This window comes from Bacillus sp. TH30 (genome assembly GCF_016650875.1).
Lineage (GTDB): Bacteria > Bacillota > Bacilli > Bacillales > Bacillaceae_G > Bacillus_A > Bacillus_A mycoides.
In genome coordinates this window covers 2,500,001-2,517,500 of record NZ_JAEKEY010000002.1, presented here as the reverse complement: position 1 = coordinate 2,517,500, position 17,500 = coordinate 2,500,001, and the positions used below count along the sequence as shown (strand labels likewise).

General features: G+C 39.3%; 16 protein-coding genes, 1 tRNA gene, 3 rRNA genes, 1 other RNA gene and 1 other annotated feature (2 of these 22 cut by a window edge). Of the genes, 17 read left to right on the top strand and 4 right to left on the bottom strand.

All coding sequences use genetic code 11. The features are described 5' to 3' along the window. Positions 1-2,422 (top strand): 23S ribosomal RNA (locus JFU20_RS15120) (it extends 500 nt beyond the left edge of the window). 49 nt (positions 2,423-2,471) lie between these two features. Further along, a 5S ribosomal RNA gene (rrf, locus tag JFU20_RS15115) occupies positions 2,472-2,587 on the top strand. Positions 2,588-2,622: 35 nt separating this feature from the next. Here the strand turns inward: rrf and JFU20_RS15110 are convergent. Beyond that, positions 2,623-3,624: a YaaC family protein gene (locus tag JFU20_RS15110; protein ID WP_002009610.1), complete on the bottom strand. Its 1,002-nt coding sequence runs from the start codon at positions 3,622-3,624 to the stop codon at positions 2,623-2,625. Positions 3,625-3,739: 115 nt separating this feature from the next. Between JFU20_RS15110 and guaB the strand changes: the two genes are divergently transcribed. The 7 genes from guaB to JFU20_RS15075 all read left to right on the top strand — a co-directional run bounded on the left by guaB (position 3,740) and on the right by JFU20_RS15075 (position 10,690). Beyond that, on the top strand, positions 3,740-5,203 hold the full coding sequence (gene guaB, locus JFU20_RS15105) for an IMP dehydrogenase (protein ID WP_201038712.1): 1,464 nt from the start codon (positions 3,740-3,742) through the stop codon (positions 5,201-5,203). Between the two features lie 113 nt (positions 5,204-5,316). Next, positions 5,317-6,624: a serine hydrolase gene (locus tag JFU20_RS15100; protein WP_157381623.1), complete on the top strand. Its 1,308-nt coding sequence runs from the start codon at positions 5,317-5,319 to the stop codon at positions 6,622-6,624. Between the two features lie 159 nt (positions 6,625-6,783). Continuing rightward, on the top strand, positions 6,784-7,671 hold the full coding sequence (gene pdxS, locus JFU20_RS15095; protein WP_002009615.1) for a pyridoxal 5'-phosphate synthase lyase subunit PdxS: 888 nt from the start codon (positions 6,784-6,786) through the stop codon (positions 7,669-7,671). Positions 7,672-7,689: 18 nt separating this feature from the next. Further along, positions 7,690-8,280 carry a pyridoxal 5'-phosphate synthase glutaminase subunit PdxT gene (pdxT, locus tag JFU20_RS15090; protein ID WP_002009616.1) on the top strand — a complete coding sequence of 197 codons (591 nt, stop codon included), beginning with the start codon at positions 7,690-7,692 and terminating at the stop codon, positions 8,278-8,280. 54 nt (positions 8,281-8,334) lie between these two features. After that, positions 8,335-8,555: a binding site (T-box leader), on the top strand. Between the two features lie 51 nt (positions 8,556-8,606). Further along, positions 8,607-9,881 (top strand): serine--tRNA ligase, encoded by a 1,275-nt coding sequence (gene serS, locus JFU20_RS15085; protein ID WP_002009617.1) that lies wholly within the window; start codon positions 8,607-8,609, stop codon positions 9,879-9,881. A gap of 154 nt (positions 9,882-10,035) precedes the next feature. Continuing rightward, positions 10,036-10,128 (top strand) — tRNA-Ser (locus JFU20_RS15080). Positions 10,129-10,294: 166 nt separating this feature from the next. Beyond that, on the top strand, positions 10,295-10,690 hold the full coding sequence (locus JFU20_RS15075) for a sigma factor-like helix-turn-helix DNA-binding protein (protein WP_002029297.1): 396 nt from the start codon (positions 10,295-10,297) through the stop codon (positions 10,688-10,690). Positions 10,691-10,725: 35 nt separating this feature from the next. Here JFU20_RS15075 and JFU20_RS15070 read toward each other — a convergent pair whose 3' ends face one another. The 3 genes from JFU20_RS15070 to JFU20_RS15060 form a co-directional block, all read right to left on the bottom strand. Continuing rightward, a complete protein-coding gene (locus JFU20_RS15070) occupies positions 10,726-11,394 on the bottom strand; it encodes a deoxynucleoside kinase (RefSeq protein ID WP_002009620.1) in 669 nt (222 codons plus the stop codon). A 2-nt stretch (positions 11,395-11,396) separates the two neighbouring features. Further along, positions 11,397-12,032 carry a deoxynucleoside kinase gene (locus JFU20_RS15065; protein WP_201038711.1) on the bottom strand — a complete coding sequence of 212 codons (636 nt, stop codon included), beginning with the start codon at positions 12,030-12,032 and terminating at the stop codon, positions 11,397-11,399. A gap of 123 nt (positions 12,033-12,155) precedes the next feature. Continuing rightward, a complete protein-coding gene (locus tag JFU20_RS15060; RefSeq protein ID WP_002009622.1) occupies positions 12,156-12,695 on the bottom strand; it encodes a cysteine hydrolase family protein in 540 nt (179 codons plus the stop codon). Between the two features lie 106 nt (positions 12,696-12,801). Between JFU20_RS15060 and tadA the strand changes: the two genes are divergently transcribed. From tadA to JFU20_RS15020, 8 genes are all read left to right on the top strand, one after another. After that, entirely contained in the window at positions 12,802-13,296 is a 495-nt protein-coding gene (gene tadA / locus JFU20_RS15055; RefSeq protein WP_002029304.1) for a tRNA adenosine(34) deaminase TadA, read from the top strand. Positions 13,297-13,374: 78 nt separating this feature from the next. Then, positions 13,375-13,639: signal recognition particle sRNA large type (ffs, locus tag JFU20_RS15050), an RNA gene on the top strand. A 132-nt stretch (positions 13,640-13,771) separates the two neighbouring features. Further along, entirely contained in the window at positions 13,772-15,460 is a 1,689-nt protein-coding gene (dnaX, locus tag JFU20_RS15045; RefSeq protein WP_002009626.1) for a DNA polymerase III subunit gamma/tau, read from the top strand. 25 nt (positions 15,461-15,485) lie between these two features. After that, positions 15,486-15,812, top strand: coding sequence for a YbaB/EbfC family nucleoid-associated protein (locus JFU20_RS15040; protein WP_170935248.1), 327 nt, complete (start codon positions 15,486-15,488; stop codon positions 15,810-15,812). A gap of 14 nt (positions 15,813-15,826) precedes the next feature. Continuing rightward, complete coding sequence (gene recR, locus JFU20_RS15035) at positions 15,827-16,423, top strand: recombination protein RecR (RefSeq protein WP_002009629.1); 597 nt, start codon at positions 15,827-15,829, stop codon at positions 16,421-16,423. A gap of 14 nt (positions 16,424-16,437) precedes the next feature. Then, positions 16,438-16,659, top strand: a complete 222-nt coding sequence (locus JFU20_RS15030) for a YaaL family protein (protein WP_002009631.1) — start codon at positions 16,438-16,440, stop codon at positions 16,657-16,659. A 262-nt stretch (positions 16,660-16,921) separates the two neighbouring features. After that, entirely contained in the window at positions 16,922-17,191 is a 270-nt protein-coding gene (locus tag JFU20_RS15025) for a pro-sigmaK processing inhibitor BofA family protein (protein WP_002009632.1), read from the top strand. 219 nt (positions 17,192-17,410) lie between these two features. After that, positions 17,411-17,500: ribosomal RNA gene (locus JFU20_RS15020) — 16S ribosomal RNA — on the top strand (it continues 1,462 nt past the right edge of the window).

Here is a 17,500-nt window from a genome sequence, read left to right as displayed (position 1 = left end):
ACCAGTACCGTGAGGGAAAGGTGAAAAGCACCCCGGAAGGGGAGTGAAAGAGATCCTGAAACCGTGTGCCTACAAATAGTCAGAGCCCGTTAATGGGTGATGGCGTGCCTTTTGTAGAATGAACCGGCGAGTTACGATCCCGTGCGAGGTTAAGTTGAAGAGACGGAGCCGCAGCGAAAGCGAGTCTGAATAGGGCGTTTAGTACGTGGTCGTAGACCCGAAACCAGGTGATCTACCCATGTCCAGGGTGAAGTTCAGGTAACACTGAATGGAGGCCCGAACCCACGCACGTTGAAAAGTGCGGGGATGAGGTGTGGGTAGCGGAGAAATTCCAATCGAACCTGGAGATAGCTGGTTCTCCCCGAAATAGCTTTAGGGCTAGCCTTAAGTGTAAGAGTCTTGGAGGTAGAGCACTGATTGAACTAGGGGTCCTCATCGGATTACCGAATTCAGTCAAACTCCGAATGCCAATGACTTATCCTTAGGAGTCAGACTGCGAGTGATAAGATCCGTAGTCAAGAGGGAAACAGCCCAGATCGCCAGCTAAGGTCCCAAAGTGTGTATTAAGTGGAAAAGGATGTGGAGTTGCTTAGACAACTAGGATGTTGGCTCAGAAGCAGCCACCATTTAAAGAGTGCGTAATAGCTCACTAGTCGAGTGACTCTGCGCCGAAAATGTACCGGGGCTAAATACACCACCGAAGCTGCGAATTGATACCAATGGTATCAGTGGTAGGGGAGCGTTCTAAGTGCAGTGAAGTCAGACCGGAAGGACTGGTGGAGCGCTTAGAAGTGAGAATGCCGGTATGAGTAGCGAAAGACGGGTGAGAATCCCGTCCACCGAATGCCTAAGGTTTCCTGAGGAAGGCTCGTCCGCTCAGGGTTAGTCAGGACCTAAGCCGAGGCCGACAGGCGTAGGCGATGGACAACAGGTTGATATTCCTGTACCACCTCTTTATCGTTTGAGCAATGGAGGGACGCAGAAGGATAGAAGAAGCGTGCGATTGGTTGTGCACGTCCAAGCAGTTAGGCTGATAAGTAGGCAAATCCGCTTATCGTGAAGGCTGAGCTGTGATGGGGAAGCTCCTTATGGAGCGAAGTCTTTGATTCCCCGCTGCCAAGAAAAGCTTCTAGCGAGATAAAAGGTGCCTGTACCGCAAACCGACACAGGTAGGCGAGGAGAGAATCCTAAGGTGTGCGAGAGAACTCTGGTTAAGGAACTCGGCAAAATGACCCCGTAACTTCGGGAGAAGGGGTGCTTTCTTAACGGAAAGCCGCAGTGAATAGGCCCAAGCGACTGTTTAGCAAAAACACAGGTCTCTGCGAAGCCGTAAGGCGAAGTATAGGGGCTGACACCTGCCCGGTGCTGGAAGGTTAAGGAGAGGGGTTAGCGTAAGCGAAGCTCTGAACTGAAGCCCCAGTAAACGGCGGCCGTAACTATAACGGTCCTAAGGTAGCGAAATTCCTTGTCGGGTAAGTTCCGACCCGCACGAAAGGTGTAACGATTTGGGCACTGTCTCAACCAGAGACTCGGTGAAATTATAGTACCTGTGAAGATGCAGGTTACCCGCGACAGGACGGAAAGACCCCGTGGAGCTTTACTGTAGCCTGATATTGAATTTTGGTACAGTTTGTACAGGATAGGCGGGAGCCATTGAAACCGGAGCGCTAGCTTCGGTGGAGGCGCTGGTGGGATACCGCCCTGACTGTATTGAAATTCTAACCTACGGGTCTCATCGACCCGGGAGACAGTGTCAGGTGGGCAGTTTGACTGGGGCGGTCGCCTCCTAAAGTGTAACGGAGGCGCCCAAAGGTTCCCTCAGAATGGTTGGAAATCATTCGTAGAGTGCAAAGGCATAAGGGAGCTTGACTGCGAGACCTACAAGTCGAGCAGGGACGAAAGTCGGGCTTAGTGATCCGGTGGTTCCGCATGGAAGGGCCATCGCTCAACGGATAAAAGCTACCCCGGGGATAACAGGCTTATCTCCCCCAAGAGTCCACATCGACGGGGAGGTTTGGCACCTCGATGTCGGCTCATCGCATCCTGGGGCTGTAGTCGGTCCCAAGGGTTGGGCTGTTCGCCCATTAAAGCGGTACGCGAGCTGGGTTCAGAACGTCGTGAGACAGTTCGGTCCCTATCCGTCGTGGGCGCAGGAAATTTGAGAGGAGCTGTCCTTAGTACGAGAGGACCGGGATGGACGCACCGCTGGTGTACCAGTTGTTCTGCCAAGGGCATAGCTGGGTAGCTATGTGCGGAAGGGATAAGTGCTGAAAGCATCTAAGCATGAAGCCCCCCTCAAGATGAGATTTCCCATAGCGTAAGCTAGTAAGATCCCTGAAAGATGATCAGGTTGATAGGTTCGAGGTGGAAGCATGGTGACATGTGGAGCTGACGAATACTAATAGATCGAGGACTTAACCATATAATATGAAGCAAATGTTATCTAGTTTTGAAGGAATATACCTTCATAGTTTGGTGATGATGGCAGAGAGGTCACACCCGTTCCCATACCGAACACGGAAGTTAAGCTCTCTAGCGCCGATGGTAGTTGGGACCTTGTCCCTGTGAGAGTAGGACGTCGCCAAGCAAGATAAAAACACGAGTCATTTGACTCGTGTTTTTTTATTTCCCATGAAATAGGTTGGATTCCGTTAGTAAAAATGCTGAAATATAGTAAGGGATTTTTTGAGCAGAAATATTGAGAAATTGATAAATAAACGGATAATCTTCAGATCCATAACTTCCAAGTAAGTCATACCACCAATCCGTTTCATACCTAGAAATCATACTTAAATTATAGAGTAATAAATAATGAACAAGAAGCTCAGGCAACACTGGCTTAGAGTTTCTAGGGTCAGTCGTAAGTGGTAAATAATAAGTGTCAGTAAGATGCTCATAGTATAAAGGTGTACTATACATAGGATTCCATGATTGAATAGGTGCCGAAAAAAACAAATTTAATTCATTATTTTTCTCAGGTACGTGTTGTATTGATAAATGCTTACAAGTTGTTTCGATGTAACGAGAAAATCGCTCTTTAGTCATATGTAGTCGATCTAATATATTGACTGAAAAGGAGAGCTCATTTTTATTTGTTGAATCGATCTTATATAAAGTTGATACTTTTTGACTATAGCGCAACAAATTTTGTAATTCAGGAATATTCCCCATTAGCTCTAACATATTAAACTTCTCCGCTTCTAAGTGTTTCATGTGAAACAGTTGTTCTGCAACGTGAGTAAACAATCCGTTTTTCTGTATTTTCACCTCATCTTCTAAAAATTGATACCCCTGTTTTTTCCGTTTACGAGTCGTAACGCCATGAGCTAAAACAGTAGTTGATTCTGGGTAGTTAGGATCAATAGTTAACAAGCAAGCTTTAAACAGTTGGCTAATTCCATAAAATAACAACATCGGCTGAATCGAAAAGGGGGCCACCTTATATAATTCATAATAATTTTTCCCGTGTTCTAAGTAGTAAATAAAGGGATAACAGTTTTCAAAACTTTTTTTTTCAGCATCTTGTATGGAGGATTTTTCATAACAACGGGCAAGATAACGTTGTACATTTTGAGATGAAAAAAAGAAACTTAATTGCTGCCAAGTACAATGTGTTTGATGCATATATTACGCTCCTTTTATTGTCTAAAAATTCTAACATATATATACGTCCTTGACAGTATTTTAACCAATTGATAAGCTACTAATAATAATTTCTGGTATCATGGGGGGAACAATTATGTGGGAATCTAAATTTGTTAAAGAAGGTTTGACTTTTGATGATGTATTACTTGTACCAGCGAGGTCAGATATATTACCAAGAGAAGTAAGTGTTAAAACAGTTTTATCTGAAAGCTTACAGCTAAACATCCCGTTAATTAGTGCAGGAATGGATACAGTAACAGAAGCTGACATGGCTATTGCAATGGCTCGCCAAGGCGGTTTAGGAATTATTCATAAGAATATGTCTATTGAGCAACAAGCAGAGCAAGTTGATAAAGTAAAGCGCTCTGAAAGCGGCGTTATTTCAGATCCTTTCTTCTTAACTCCAGAACATCAAGTATATGATGCAGAACATCTTATGGGAAAATATCGTATCTCAGGTGTACCAGTTGTAAATAATTTAGATGAGCGAAAATTAGTTGGTATTATTACAAACCGTGATATGCGTTTCATCCAAGACTACTCAATCAAAATTTCTGACGTAATGACAAAAGAACAGTTAATTACAGCTCCAGTTGGTACTACACTGGAAGAAGCTGAAAAAATCCTACAAAAGTATAAAATTGAAAAGCTCCCTCTTGTTGATAATCACGGTGTATTACAAGGGCTTATTACAATAAAAGATATTGAAAAAGTAATTGAATTCCCAAACTCTGCTAAAGATAAGCAAGGACGCTTATTAGTTGGAGCAGCTGTTGGTGTAACGGCTGATGCTATGCTTCGTATCGATGCATTAGTAAAAGCTAGCGTAGATGCAATTGTACTTGATACAGCTCATGGGCATTCTAAAGGTGTTATTGAAAAAGTAAAAGAAGTTCGTGCGAAATATCCAGCACTAAATATTATCGCTGGAAATGTTGCTACAGCTGAAGCAACGAAAGCATTAATTGAGGCTGGTGCAAACGTAGTTAAAGTTGGTATTGGACCAGGTTCTATTTGTACAACGCGTGTTGTAGCTGGTGTTGGTGTACCACAATTAACAGCAGTTTATGATTGTGCAACAGAAGCTCGTAAACATGGTATTCCAGTTATTGCTGATGGCGGTGTTAAGTACTCTGGTGATATGGTTAAAGCTTTAGCAGCAGGAGCACACGTTGTTATGCTAGGTAGTATGTTTGCTGGTGTTGCTGAAAGCCCTGGAGAAACTGAAATTTACCAAGGTCGCCAATTTAAAGTATATCGTGGTATGGGTTCTGTTGGAGCGATGGAAAAAGGAAGTAAAGATCGTTACTTCCAAGAAGGAAACAAAAAACTTGTTCCTGAAGGTATTGAAGGACGCGTACCATATAAAGGACCTTTAGCAGATACAGTTCATCAATTAGTTGGTGGATTACGTGCAGGTATGGGATATTGCGGAGCGCAGAATTTAGAATTCTTACGTGAGAATGCACAGTTCATTCGTATGTCAGGTGCAGGTTTACGTGAAAGCCATCCTCATCACGTACAGATTACAAAAGAGGCTCCAAACTACTCATTGTAATGTCTTATATAAAAATAGACAGAGATTTGATATCTCTGTCTATTTTTTTTTGATTATGTTAGAATAACGGTTATGTGAGTACATAGATATTGGGGGTAGCAAAAGTGAAAGGTATGTTTTGCAAAAGATTCATTGCGTTGGTAACAGTGCTTACACTAGCTTTTGGCGTGTTTGCACCATATAGCAATGCATCAGCAGAAACAGGAGCTGCTTTAAACATTGAAGCAGGTGCAGCGATTTTAGTTGAAGCGAATTCTGGAAAAATTGTATATCAAAAGAATGCAGATGAATTATTATCAATTGCTAGTATGACAAAGATGATGAGTGAATATTTAGTTCATGAAGCAGTGGATAAAGGAAAACTTAAGTGGGATCAAAAAATTAAGGTTTCCGAATATGCATATAAGATTTCACAAGATGCTTCATTATCAAATGTTGCATTAGAAAATGGTGGCCTGTATACAGTAAAAGAGTTATACGAGGCAATGGCAATCTTTTCTGCAAATGGTGCAACAATTGCATTAGCAGAAGCAATTGCAGGTAAAGAAGTAGATTTCGTAAAAATGATGAATGATAAAGCGAAAGAACTAGGATTGAAAAATTATAAATTTGTTAATTCTACGGGTTTAACGAACAAAGATTTAAAAGGGATGCATCCTGAAGGTACAACACCGGATGAAGAAAATAAAATGTCTGCGAAGGATGTTGCAACTTTAGCGCAACATTTAATTAAAGATTATCCAAAAGTGTTAGATACAGCAAAAATCCCGAAAAAAGTTTTCCGTCCAGAAAAAGAGAAATTTGGGATGTCGAACTGGAACTGGATGTTAAAGGGTTTAGTTAAAGAATATGACGGAGTAGATGGTCTAAAAACAGGATCAACTCCAGAAGCAGGGGACTGCTTCACTGGTACTGTTGAACGAAACGGTATGCGTTTTATTTCTGTAGTTATTAAAACAAGTTCTCATACAGCGCGTTTCGATGAGACGAAGAAATTATATGATTATGGCTTTGCTAACTTTGAAATGAAGAAAATGTATGAAAAAGGTTCTTCGGTCAAAGGAAAAGAAACAGTAAGAGTTGAAAATGCGAAAGATAAAGATGTAGCAGTTCAAACGAAGCAAGCTGTTTCACTTCCGGTACCAAAGGGAAGTAAAGACGTTTATAAAACAGAATTTAAAGAAGGAAATAAGGGACAAGAAGCACCTCTGAAAAAGGGAGTTGCACTTGGACAAATGGTTGTAACGTCTAAAGATAGTAATGATCCTGGATTTTTATCAGGAAAATCATTACAAGTAGACCTTGTAACAAAATCTGAAGTAGAAGAGGCAAGCTGGTTTACACGTTCTATGCGCGGAATTGGTTCTTTCTTTAGTGGTATGTGGAATGGTGCTATTGATACAGTAAAAGGTTGGTTTTAAAAGCTCCTCATTGTAGGAGCTTTTTCTTATTCCTATTTTTCATACCGACTTTATGAAAAAGTAGTAGACAAGCATCAGATAGTTAGTGGTAGAATGTAAGAGTATTCTTAATTTTCTTCTTTAACGGGGAAAGCAATTCACCTAGGGGGGTTTTTGTACATGACAAATGTAACAGGGACAGAACGTGTAAAACGTGGAATGGCAGAAATGCAAAAAGGCGGCGTTATTATGGACGTAGTTAACGCTGAGCAAGCAAGGATTGCAGAAGAGGCAGGCGCAGTTGCTGTTATGGCATTAGAGCGTGTACCTGCAGATATTCGTGCAGCAGGTGGCGTTTCTCGTATGGCAGATCCAACAATTGTTGAAGAAGTTATGGGTGCTGTATCAATTCCGGTTATGGCAAAATGTCGTATCGGTCACCTTGTAGAAGCACGTGTATTAGAATCATTAGGGGTAGACTATATCGATGAGAGTGAAGTATTGACTCCTGCTGATGAAGTATACCATTTAAATAAACGTGATTACACAGTTCCGTTTGTATGTGGTTGCCGCGATATCGGAGAAGCTGCACGTCGTATTGCAGAAGGTGCAGCTATGCTTCGTACAAAAGGTGAACCTGGAACAGGAAACATTGTAGAGGCAGTGCGTCATATGCGCCAAGTCAATGCAGAAATCCGTCAAGTTGCAAGTCTACGTGAAGATGAGTTAATGACATATGCAAAAAATACTGGTGCTCCTTATGAAGTACTACTTGAAATTAAACGCCTTGGTCGCCTGCCAGTTGTAAACTTTGCAGCAGGTGGTGTAGCAACACCAGCAGATGCAGCGTTAATGATGCAACTTGGTGCTGATGGTGTATTTGTTGGATCTGGTATCTTCAAATCAGAGAACCCAGAGAAATTTGCACGTGCAATCGTTGAAGCAACGACTCATTATGAAGATTACGAACTAATTGCAAGCCTTTCTAAAGGATTAGGTAATGCAATGAAAGGTATCGAAATTTCAACGTTATTACCAGAACAACGCATGCAAGAGCGTGGATGGTAATTAAAGGAGATCTTTAAAATGGTGAAAATCGGTGTACTAGGTCTTCAAGGTGCAGTTCGTGAGCATGTAAAATCAGTTGAGGCAAGTGGTGCAGAAGCTGTTGTTGTAAAGCGTATAGAGCAACTTGAAGAGATTGATGGTCTTATTTTACCAGGCGGTGAAAGTACAACAATGCGCCGTCTTATTGATAAGTATGCTTTCATGGAGCCTCTTCGTACATTTGCGAAGTCTGGTAAACCAATGTTTGGTACATGTGCAGGAATGATTCTTCTTGCGAAAACACTTATTGGCTATGAAGAAGCACATATTGGTGCTATGGATATTACGGTTGAGCGCAATGCGTTCGGACGCCAAAAAGATAGTTTTGAAGCTGCACTTTCAATTAAAGGTGTGGGAGAAGACTTTGTTGGTGTATTTATCCGTGCTCCGTATGTTGTAAATGTAGCTGATGATGTTGAAGTACTTTCTATGCATGGCGAGCGAATGGTAGCGGTAAGGCAAGGGCCGTTTTTAGCTGCTTCTTTCCATCCGGAATTAACGGATGATCATCGTGTAACAGCATACTTTGTAGAAATGGTAAAAGAAGCGAAAATGAAAAAAGTTGTATAAGTAACTTGCAACTTGTATAAGATTATAGTAAATTGATGATAACAATTTTATAAAATAAGCGTGTTGATAGGAAGTAGTAACAAATGTTGTTTCTTATAGAGAGTCGATGGTTGGTGGAAATCGATAGAAACAGTTTGTGAATCCATCCTGGAATGGAATGTGGAATATCTTTTGATTAGTAAACATTCCCGGTGAAGAGCCGTTATTTCTACTTGAGAGGAAAGCGGTAATGCTTTCAACTAGGGTGGCAACGCGGGTTAACTCCCGTCCCTTTGTATAGGGACGGGAGTTTTTTGTGTTTTATAAAATAAAAGGAGGAGTATATAATGCTTGATATTAAATTTTTACGTACGAATTTTGAAGAAGTAAAAGCAAAATTACAGCATAGAGGCGAAGATTTAACGGATTTTGGTCGCTTTGAAGAACTTGATACGAGAAGAAGAGAGCTACTTGTTCAAACAGAAGAACTAAAAAGTAAACGTAACGAAGTATCTCAACAAATTTCAGTATTAAAGCGTGAAAAGAAAGATGCGGAAGCTCTAATTCTAGAAATGCGTGAAGTTGGGGAAAAAGTAAAAGATCTTGATAATGAGCTTCGTACAGTTGAAGAAGATTTAGAAAGATTAATGCTATCTATCCCAAATATCCCTCATGAATCTGCCCCAATAGGCGAAACAGAGGATGATAACGTAGTAGCACGTACTTGGGGAGAAGTGAAAGAATTTACTTATGAGCCAAAACCACATTGGGACCTTGCTACTGATTTAGGGATTTTAGATTTTGAACGTGCTGGGAAAGTAACAGGAAGCCGATTTGTATTTTACAAAGGTGCTGGTGCAAGATTAGAACGTGCTTTGATTAGCTTTATGCTTGACCTTCATACTGATGAGCATGGATATGAGGAAGTATTGCCTCCTTATATGGTAAACCGTGCAAGTATGACAGGAACAGGACAACTTCCAAAGTTTGAAGAAGATGCATTCCGTATTGAAAGTGAAGATTATTTCCTAATCCCAACAGCTGAAGTACCTGTAACGAATATGCATCGTGATGAGATTGTGAGTAAAGAGCAATTGCCGATACGATATGCTGCGTTTAGCTCATGCTTCCGTTCTGAAGCAGGTTCAGCTGGTCGTGATACACGTGGTTTAATTCGTCAACACCAATTTAATAAAGTTGAACTTGTGAAGTTCGTGAAACCAGAAGATTCTTACGAAGAGTTAGAAAAATTAACAAATGATGCAGAGCGCGTGTTACAATTATTAGAGTTGCCATATCGCGTTATGAGCATGTGTACAGGAGATTTAGGATTTACAGCAGCGAAGAAATACGATATTGAAGTATGGATTCCAAGCTATGGTACATATCGTGAAATTTCTTCTTGTAGTAATTTTGAGGCATTCCAAGCGAGACGCGCGAATATCCGTTTCCGTCGTGAGCCAAATGGTAAACCGGAACATGTTCATACACTAAATGGATCTGGTCTTGCAATTGGACGTACAGTGGCAGCTATTTTAGAGAACTACCAACAAGAAGATGGTACAATTATAATTCCAGAAGTTCTTCGCCCTTATATGGGAGGAAAAACAGTTATTAAATAAGTTAAAACATTCATCGGTATGAGTGATTGGTAATTATGGACGTTGTCAGCAGTGTCATAAAGGAGAGGGGAAGTAAAATTTCCCTTTCCTCATAATTTATTATAGTAGGGTTGACTAACTGTTTTTCTTTTGATATTATATTTGATGTCAATATGGAGGTATACCCAAGTCTGGCTGAAGGGATCGGTCTTGAAAACCGACAGGCGGCGAGAGTCGCGCGGGGGTTCGAATCCCTCTACCTCCTCCAGATATAATTGACAACAGCGCATATAAGTGGAGATTGGAGAACTCGTTACCAACACGTAACGAGTTTTTATTTTAAAACCAATCATAAAGTATGATGTAAGGATATAGTGTCCTTATTACACACTCATATTCCGATGATTATCTTCATAGATATGAAAGGAGTTAACATGGATCTTATTATACAAACGTTTCCTTTAGATGGAAAAACTTTATATTATGTACAATGTCCTGTCTGTAAGAACAATAGAATTTTAAACAGTGGTGCAAATGTGTCGCGCATTATAAGTGATGATACATTCCGTAAACTTTGTGGTTGCACTTGTGATGTAAAACAGGTTGCAAAAAAAGTAGAGGTACCAAAAGAAGCTGAAAAACCAGCTGTGCAAAAAGAAGTAACTCCAAAACGTACAGGGAAATTACTAACAGCAGTAATTAATGGGAAAGAATTGACTGTTAAAGAGATTGCTGAAACATATGATATTAGTACGAGTACTGTTCGTCAGCGTATTAATGCTGGAAAGCCAGAGAGTGAAATTATTGCTCCGACAAAAAAGAAAAAGTAATTTCATAGGAAAACCCGTGCATATGCACGGGTTTTTTATTTTACAAGTTTACGTGTTTGTTTTAAAAAATGTCCAATTTTTTTAATGATTGGTTCGATTGAATCGCCATCTTTTAAAATATCGTATTCATTAATGTTTAATCGTAAAACAGGGCATGAATTAAAGTTATTAATCCAGTTATCATAACGTCCATGCATCTCTTTCCAATATTCAATTGGTGTTTGCTGCTCCATGGGACGTCCTCGTTCTTGAATACGATCGACAATATCATCAAAAGAACCTTCTAGGTAAATTAATAAGTCTGGATGAGGGAAGTAAGGAGTCATGACCATAGCATCAAATAACCCTTTGTATGTCTCATAATCAGTTTCAGTCATTGTACCCTTTTCGTAATGCATTTTTGCGAAAATACCAGTGTCCTCATATATAGAACGGTCTTGAACAAAACCGCCACCATATTCGAAAATTCTTTTTTGTTCTTTAAATCGTTCTGCTAAAAAGTACACTTGTAAGTGAAAGCTCCAGCGTGTGAAATCAGCATAGAACTTGTCCAAATATGGGTTGGAATCTACTTTTTCAAAAGATGTACGATAACCTAAAGCGTTAGCCAATGCAGTTGTCATAGTTGATTTACCGACACCTACTGTTCCAGCAATAGTGATAACTGCATCATTTGGTATATCATATTTTTGCCTTAAATTCATTGTTATTTCGACTCCTTCAAGAGAGTATTTTGAAGAGCTGATAAGATGACATTTAAATCATCAGGATTTCTTACAAAATCCATATCGTCTCCATTAAATTTTAATACTGGAATATCTGGATGGTCCTTTTTGAAAGCATCCATTGCTGTTTCGTAATCTTTTGTAAGCTGTAGCAAGTAATTTGGATCCATATTTTTTTCGAATTCTCTTCCGCGCATGGCAATTCGTTTTTGTAATGTTTCTAGGCTCGCTGTTAAATAAACGATGACATTTGGCACAGGCATATCTTGCGTAAGAATGCGATAAATTTGCATGTACTTGTCATATTGAGAATCTTTTAATGTACGAGATGCAAAAATTAAATTTTTAAATATATGATAATCTGCTACTACAGGCTTTCTTTGATTCAAATACTTTATGTTAATATCCTCTAGTTGTTTGTATCTATTAAAAAGAAAGAACATCTCTGTTTGAAAACTCCATTCGTCGATGTCTTCGTAGAATTTTCCTAAAAAAGGATTTTCATCAACAATCTCTTTTAGTAAGTGGAGTTGCATGTGAGTTGAAAGTTCCTTCGCAAGTGAAGTTTTTCCAACACCAATTGGTCCTTCAACCGTGATAAATGGTACTCCGGTCACGCTGTTTCCTCCTTTCAATCAGTGATTTACCGTGACTACTAAAAACACAAAACAGAATTATTGTAGCACAAGAGGGGAGCGAGCGGACTAATTTGATATAAAAAGTTAGAAAATAGATATGTATTAATTAAATTTTATTTGGGATGACGGTACAATATTTGCCTTTAATGTGGCTTCCATTATTTTTAAAGCATGTTCATTATCTTGCTCGTTATTAGAAGCGATGCAATCCCGTGGTACATAAAGTGTATAATTTCTCATATGGGCATCATTAGCTGTAAAAAGGATGCATATGTTCCCGGCAATTCCTGTTAAAATGAGATTTTCGATTTTTAAATAACCTAATAAAGAATTCAAAGGTGTTTCATAAAAAGCAGAGTAATGTGGTTTAATAAAAATGTAATCGTCAGTATGCGGAGCAATGGCCTCGATAATATTTTTACTATACTCATTTGTACAATGGGTGATAAGTTGATCAATATCAGATCTCCAAAGTTGATAGTGATCATTGATATAAATTATTGGATAGCCCAATGACTTCATGGTGTCCTTTAATTGTAAAATGGGGTTCTTTATAATTTCACATTTCTGTGCCAGGATGGGTCCGTGGGAGAATTGAAAATCATTAATCATATCGATAATGAGTAAGGCAGTATTTTTCATATGTAATTCCCTCTCTTTCTTCTTTAGGTTGGATTGAATTTGTAAAAGTTATCCCACCTGCAAGAAATGAAAAAGTGTATTTTATTTTTGGTGAAAGGACTATATTATGGAGCGAGATATATATTTTATGCAGTTAGCAATAGAGGAAGCGAAGAAGGCGGAGGCGATACAAGAGGTACCAATTGGTGCTGTAATTGTGCTAGATGGTGAAGTGATTAGTGTCGCACATAACTTAAGAGAAACTGAACAGAGATCAATAGCTCACGCCGAACTCTTAGCTATTGATGAAGCTTGCAAAAAATTAGGGACATGGCGTTTAGAAGATGCAACGTTATATGTAACATTAGAACCTTGCCCAATGTGTGCAGGGGGAATTGTTTTATCGCGTATAAAACGGGTTGTATATGGTGCGAGCGATCCGAAAGGTGGATGTGCAGGTACGTTGATGAATCTTTTAACTGATGAGCGTTTTAATCATCAGTGTGAAGTAGTGCCTGGTGTACTTGAAGAAGAATGTGGTACGTTGTTAACGATTTTTTTTAGGGAGCTTCGTAAGAAAAGAAAAGAAGTGAAAAAACTAGAGAAAAGTAATGGTAACTAACGTATTTGCATTTTGTAAAAAAACAAGTTATACTGATAATGCCTTATCCAAGGCAACCGAATATTGGTTTTAACTTTGCCGTGCTAAGCGGGGAGGTAGCGGTGCCCTATACTCGCAATCCGCTCTAGCGAGGCTGAATCCCTTCTCGAGGTTATGTTGCTGTAAGGTCTGCCTTAAGTAAGTGGTGTTGACGTTTGGGTCCTGCGCAACGGGACCCCGTGAACCTTGTCAGGTCCGGAAGGAAGCAGCAATAAGCGGGTTTTCTCGTGTGCCGCAGGAGTGCCTGAACCGAGCTAACTGCTTGAGTAACGCTTATGGTACGTAATCGACAGAAGGTGCACGGCAGTTATATATGTATACAAAACTCACCTTTATATAAAGGTGAGTTTTTTGTATGGAAAATAACTTTTGGAATCTATAAACAGAATGGGTTATAATAAATAAGATAATAACCTTTGAGGGAGGCCGTATTTTCGTGTCATACCAAGCGTTATACCGAACATGGAGACCGCAAAAATTCGAAGATGTAGTCGGTCAAAAGCACGTGACAAAAACGTTGCAAAATGCCCTTCTTCAAGAGAAAGCTTCACATGCTTATTTGTTTTCGGGTCCGAGGGGAACAGGGAAAACGACAATTGCAAAAGTATTTGCAAAGGCAATTAACTGTGAACACGCCCCGGTAGCTGAACCTTGTAATGAATGTCCTTCTTGTTTAGGAATTACACAAGGGTCTATTTCAGATGTATTAGAAATTGATGCGGCTTCAAATAACGGTGTAGATGAAATTCGAGATATAAGAGATAAAGTAAAATATGCTCCAAGTGCTGTAGGATATAAAGTATACATTATTGATGAAGTTCACATGCTTTCTATGGGTGCCTTTAATGCGCTTTTGAAAACTTTAGAAGAGCCGCCAGGACATGTTATTTTTATTCTGGCGACAACAGAACCGCATAAAATTCCAGCTACAATTATTTCGCGTTGTCAGCGTTTTGAGTTTCGAAAGATATCAGTAAATGATATCGTTGAGAGATTATCGACGGTCGTGACAAATGAAGGTACGCAAGTAGAAGATGAAGCGTTACAAATCGTAGCGCGTGCCGCCGAAGGTGGTATGCGTGATGCGCTCAGTCTTATTGATCAAGCTATTTCTTATAGTGATGAGACGGTGACGAGTGAAGATGTTTTAGCTGTAACAGGATCTGTATCTCAGCGATATTTGGGTGACCTGGTAGAATGTATACGTGAAAATGATGTATCAAGAGCGTTACGTATTATAGATGAGATGATGAGTAAAGGGAAAGATCCAGTTCGCTTTATGGAGGATTTCATTTACTACTATCGTGATATGCTTTTATATCAAACTTCACCACAATTAGAACATATGTTGGAACGGGTAATTGTAGATGATCAATTCCGTACGTTAAGTGAAGAAATGCAACCGGAAGTAATCTATGAAATTATTCATACCCTTAGTAAGGGACAACAGGAGATGAAGTGGACAAACCATCCAAGAATATTCTTGGAAGTTGTTATGGTGCAACTGTGTCAGCAGTTTATGATGCAAGCAAACGGCGCAGATCGTTTACAAGCGATTATGAACAGGATGCAGCAGTTGGAGAAAGAGTTAGAGCAAGTTAAAAAGAATGGCGTGCCAGCTGGTATGCAGCAGGAAGTAAGAGAGACGCGGGCAACACCAAAACCAGTACGAACAGGAAGTATGAAAATTCCTGTTGGACGTGTGAATGAAGTGTTAAAGCAAGCGAAGCGTCAAGATTTAGAACAGTTAAAAGCTGTATGGGGCGAATTATTAGGAAGGCTCAAGTCACATAACAAAGTAGCATTTGCTGTTTTATTAGAAAATAGTGAACCAGTTGCGGCTTCGGATGATACCTATGTGTTAGCATTTCAATATGAGATTCATTGCAAAATGGCTAGTGAAAATCGAGAAGCGATGGATACATTGGAACAAACCCTTTTTGAATTGTTAAGTAAAAGGTTAAATATGATTGCTATCCCAAAAAGTGAATGGGGTAAAATTCGTGAAGACTTTTTACAACGCGAAGGCGGGGATTCTGAAGAAAGCCCAGAACAAAAAGAAGATCCTCTTATAGAAGAGGCTGTAAAATTAGTAGGGCAAGAACTTATTGAAATAAAAGAGTAATAATAATGAGGAGGAATTAATTATGATGCGTGGCGGAATGGGAAATATGAATAATATGATGAAACAAATGCAAAAGATGCAAAAGGACATGGCGAAGGCGCAAGAAGAGCTTGGCGAAAAAACAGTTGAAGGTACAGCTGGCGGCGGAATGGTTACTGTTATTGCAAATGGTCATAAGCAAGTTCTTGAAGTGAAAATTAAAGAAGAAGTTGTAGATCCAGAAGATATCGAAATGTTACAAGACTTAGTATTAGCTGCAACGAATGATGCACTTAAAAAGGTTGATGAACTTTCAAACTCTACAATGGGCAAATTTACAAAAGGCATGAACTTACCAGGTGGAATGTTCTAGGAGGATATTGATATATGCATTATCCAGAACCGATATCAAAATTAATCGATAGTTTTATGAAGTTGCCAGGAATTGGACCGAAAACAGCGGTTCGATTGGCATTCTTCGTGTTAGATATGAAAGAGGATGATGTACTAGGTTTTGCGAAAGCACTTGTGAATGCAAAGCGAGATTTAGCGTATTGTTCTGTGTGCGGACATATCACTGACCGCGATCCTTGTTATATTTGTGACGATTCGCATAGGGATCAATCGGTTGTTTGTGTAGTACAAGAGCCGAAAGATGTAATTGCGATGGAAAAAATGAAAGAATATCAAGGTGTATATCATGTTTTGCGTGGTGCCATTTCTCCAATGGAGGGAATTGGACCAGAGGATATTAATATTCCGCAGTTATTAAAGAGACTGCAAGATGAAACAGTACAAGAAGTGATATTAGCAACAAACCCTAATATTGAAGGGGAAGCCACAGCGATGTACATATCCCGCCTCTTAAAGCCAACAGGAATTAAAGTAACTCGTATTGCACATGGTCTGCCAGTTGGTGGAGATTTAGAATATGCAGATGAAGTAACACTATCGAAAGCTTTAGAAGGCCGTAGAGAGATATAAGAGGAGAAGGGAAAATGTTCTTTCAAAAAAAGGGTAAGTTGCGTAAAGAGTATGACGATAAGTTAATTGTATTATTAGAAAAGGTAAAGAATGAATGGCTACGTCAGAAGAGACTGGTTGAACAAAGTGTTGAGCCGTCTCAAGATGTACTTTGTTCTTTAAAAATAGCAGAGGCGAAATATTTTTTCTTGTTAAAAGAAGCAAAACGTCGTCCTGTGAAAATGGAACAATGGTAAAAGGTCCTGCTTTTTAAAGCGGGACCTTTTACTTTTTATCGATTTATTTGTGAGTAATAGGGCTACTTTATTTTTGGGATATAAAGAGGAAAAAGAAAAAATGGGAATGGAATTAGTTGTATCTAATTGCTAGTGCTTAGAAGAAAGATTACTGATTAAAGGTTATGAAGATGAAGTGGTAGGAGTTATGTTATAGATGTTCTTTTTTCTTGTCTTGTCCCATACAAATGGATATGTATAGGTCATTCATAAGGAGGAAAAAATGAATTCTACAATTATTATTGTTGGCATTCTTTCTTTAGTTTTTATTTTTCTTGTTTTTGGTGTTTCTGCTAAACCAATACGTTTTATAGGGAAAGCACTCTTTCATGTCACTTTAGGTATAGCGTTACTATTTATTGTGAATGTTGCAGGGACATATTTCGATTTTCATATTCCAATTAACATGGGCACAGCTACAGTATCAAGTTTATTAGGGGTGCCAGGTGTTGCTGCATTAGTGATTATTAAGCTATATATAATGCCAAGATAAATTTATTTTGGCATTTTTTAAAAAAGCGTTGACTTATCGATTAGTAATATGATAAATTAATAAGCGTCGTCAGGAACGAAAGAAAAAAGTTGTTGACAGATTCAAGTCAAAATGTTAAATTATAAAAGTCGCTGAAACGCGGCATTGAACTTTGAAAACTAAACGAAACAAACAACGTGAAACGTCAATTTTTATTTTTAGATGCTAGACAAACTAACTTTATTGGAGAGTTTGATCCTGGCTCAGGATGAACGCTGGCGGCGTGCCTAATACATGCAAGTCGAGCGAATGGATTAAGAGCTTGCTCTT

Excerpts from the sequence above, each read along its gene's own strand:
- JFU20_RS15110 (WP_002009610.1), bottom strand. The coding sequence starts at position 3,624 with ATGCATCAAACACATTGTACTTGGCAGCAATTAAGTTTCTTTTTTTCA.
- guaB (WP_201038712.1), top strand. The coding sequence starts at position 3,740 with ATGTGGGAATCTAAATTTGTTAAAGAAGGTTTGACTTTTGATGATGTA.
- JFU20_RS15100 (WP_157381623.1), top strand. The coding sequence starts at position 5,317 with ATGTTTTGCAAAAGATTCATTGCGTTGGTAACAGTGCTTACACTAGCT.
- pdxS (WP_002009615.1), top strand. The coding sequence starts at position 6,784 with ATGACAAATGTAACAGGGACAGAACGTGTAAAACGTGGAATGGCAGAA.
- pdxT (WP_002009616.1), top strand. The coding sequence starts at position 7,690 with ATGGTGAAAATCGGTGTACTAGGTCTTCAAGGTGCAGTTCGTGAGCAT.
- serS (WP_002009617.1), top strand. The coding sequence starts at position 8,607 with ATGCTTGATATTAAATTTTTACGTACGAATTTTGAAGAAGTAAAAGCA.
- JFU20_RS15075 (WP_002029297.1), top strand. The coding sequence starts at position 10,295 with ATGGATCTTATTATACAAACGTTTCCTTTAGATGGAAAAACTTTATAT.
- JFU20_RS15070 (WP_002009620.1), bottom strand. The coding sequence starts at position 11,394 with ATGAATTTAAGGCAAAAATATGATATACCAAATGATGCAGTTATCACT.
- JFU20_RS15060 (WP_002009622.1), bottom strand. The coding sequence starts at position 12,695 with ATGAAAAATACTGCCTTACTCATTATCGATATGATTAATGATTTTCAA.
- tadA (WP_002029304.1), top strand. The coding sequence starts at position 12,802 with ATGGAGCGAGATATATATTTTATGCAGTTAGCAATAGAGGAAGCGAAG.
- JFU20_RS15040 (WP_170935248.1), top strand. The coding sequence starts at position 15,486 with ATGCGTGGCGGAATGGGAAATATGAATAATATGATGAAACAAATGCAA.
- recR (WP_002009629.1), top strand. The coding sequence starts at position 15,827 with ATGCATTATCCAGAACCGATATCAAAATTAATCGATAGTTTTATGAAG.
- JFU20_RS15030 (WP_002009631.1), top strand. The coding sequence starts at position 16,438 with ATGTTCTTTCAAAAAAAGGGTAAGTTGCGTAAAGAGTATGACGATAAG.
- JFU20_RS15025 (WP_002009632.1), top strand. The coding sequence starts at position 16,922 with ATGAATTCTACAATTATTATTGTTGGCATTCTTTCTTTAGTTTTTATT.